Origin of the sequence: Bradyrhizobium sp. 62 (assembly GCF_023073035.1) — a bacterium.
In the GTDB taxonomy this organism is placed as follows: domain Bacteria; phylum Pseudomonadota; class Alphaproteobacteria; order Rhizobiales; family Xanthobacteraceae; genus Bradyrhizobium.
This window is the reverse complement of the sequence record NZ_JADPIT010000032.1, coordinates 604,826-606,679: the sequence shown is the minus strand read 5'-3', so window position 1 is coordinate 606,679 and position 1,854 is coordinate 604,826. Positions and strand designations below refer to the sequence as shown.

General features: G+C 67.2%; 1 protein-coding gene and 1 pseudogene. One reads left to right on the top strand and one right to left on the bottom strand.

Features of this window, described 5'->3' with window-relative positions; genetic code table 11:
* A pseudogene (locus IVB47_RS32230) lies at positions 1 to 1,196 on the bottom strand (pseudouridine synthase); the annotation flags it as partial.
* A gap of 119 nt (positions 1,197 to 1,315) precedes the next feature.
* Between IVB47_RS32230 and IVB47_RS32225 the strand changes: the two are divergent.
* Positions 1,316 to 1,774 (top strand): nucleoside deaminase, encoded by a 459-nt coding sequence (locus tag IVB47_RS32225; RefSeq protein ID WP_247468172.1) that lies wholly within the window; start codon positions 1,316 to 1,318, stop codon positions 1,772 to 1,774.
* The last annotated feature ends 80 nt before the right edge of the window (positions 1,775 to 1,854 follow it).

Below are 1,854 nucleotides of genomic sequence, written 5' to 3'. Positions count from 1 at the left end.
TTCGGCTTGACCTCTTCCTCGCGGCGCGGCCGCCGCTCGGAATCACGATCGCGCTCGCGATAGGCGCCGCGACCACCGAAGGCCGGACGTTTCTCGAAGATCCTGCTCTCATCCTCGTTTTCACGGCGTGGACGATCGCCGGAAGGCGCTTCGCTGCGGGGATGCTCGTGCCAGTCGGAACGGCCCTCGGAACGCTCGCGCGGACGATCGAATTTCGGGCGATCGCCGCCGCGATCGAACCTCGGACGATCATCGCGCGGACGATCGAACTTGGGACGATCGAATTTGGGCCGCTCGCGGAACGGACGATCACCCGATGGACGATCGTCGCGCGAACGCGAAAAGCGCGGACGGTCGTCGCCGCCGCCTTGCCGATTATCGCGCTTCTGCCAGGGCTTGTCTTGACCGCGGTCGCTGCCGCCGAAATCCTTGCGCGGACCCTTGCTGAAGTCCTTGCGCGGCGGCCGGTCGCCGCGCGGGGCCGCATCGCGCTTCTGCCAAGGTTTCGAATCGCTGCGCTCGCTGCGATTGCGGTCCGGTGCGCCGCGCGAAAACTTCCGCTCGCCGTCGAACTTGCGTTCCGGACGGTCGCCACGCGGCGCGTAGGGTCGCTTGTCGCCAAACTTCGCGTCACCGGTTCGGCCGGCCGGACGGGAATCGTCGCGATCCCTGCGCGGCGGACGGTCATCACGCCCATAGGACGGGCGATCACCGCGCGGCTTGAACGGCCGCTTGTCGCCATCGCGCGAGGGGCGATCAGAAAATGGGCGGTCGCCACGCGGCTTGAACGGGCGCTTCTCGCCGTCGCGCGACGGACGATCGGAAAACGGACGGTCTTCACGCGGCTTGAAGGGACGATCGCCACGCGGCTTGAAGCTGCGCTCGCCACGATCCTCGCCGCGCGGCCGGTCTTCACGCGGCCGGTCTTGGCGCGGCCGGTCTTCGCGATTGAACTTCGGGCGGTCGCTGAAGTCGCGGCGCGGGGCATCGCCCTCCTCGCGGCGGCGGAAGGGACGGCTGTCGCGGTCGCCGCGGGGCGGGCGGGCGTCGCCTTTGTCCCCGGGAGGGCCGCGCTTGGCGAACTTCTTGTCGGGTCCGCGTGGCTTGCCGGAGCGGCCCTTGGCGGGGCCGCCCTTGGCCGGGCCGCGATCACGCCGGCCGCGGGAATCGTTGTCTTTGTCGCTGTCGCGAGGCATGAATAATCTCACTCAGGGGGTGGCCAGAAAGCATTGTGCGCGCTCGTCTCGAGCCGCATGCTCAGGCAAAATCGGTAAGCACTTCTGCTGAAGGCGCAGCTACTAGCAGGTTTCTCGGGATGATACGAGGCTTGAAAGCCCCCTCTTTCATGGATTTGGCGCTCAAAACGGCCGAAAACGCCGGAAAGGCGGGCGAAGTTCCGATCGGATGCGTCGTGGTCCGCAATTACGAGGTCATCGCCACCGCGGCGAACCGGACGCTGACGGACTACGACCCCACGGCGCATGCCGAGATCGTTGCGCTGCGCGAGGCGGCCAAAAAGATCGGCAGCGAGCGCCTGGTCGACTGCGACCTCTACGTGACGCTGGAGCCGTGCACCATGTGTGCGGGCGCGATCTCGTTTGCAAGGGTGAGGCGGCTTTATTACGCCGCCGCCGACCCCAAGGGCGGCGCGGTTGAATCAGGCGTGCGGTTCTTCACCTCGCCGACCTGCCATCACGTCCCGGATGTCTATTCCGGGGTCGGCGAAAGCGAGTCGGCGCGGATGCTCAAGGACTTCTTTCGCGAGCGGCGGTAGGAGATACGCCCTCCGATGTCATGCCCCGGCTTGACCGGGGCATCCAGTACGCCGAGGCCTGCCGACTCAATCATGACCGC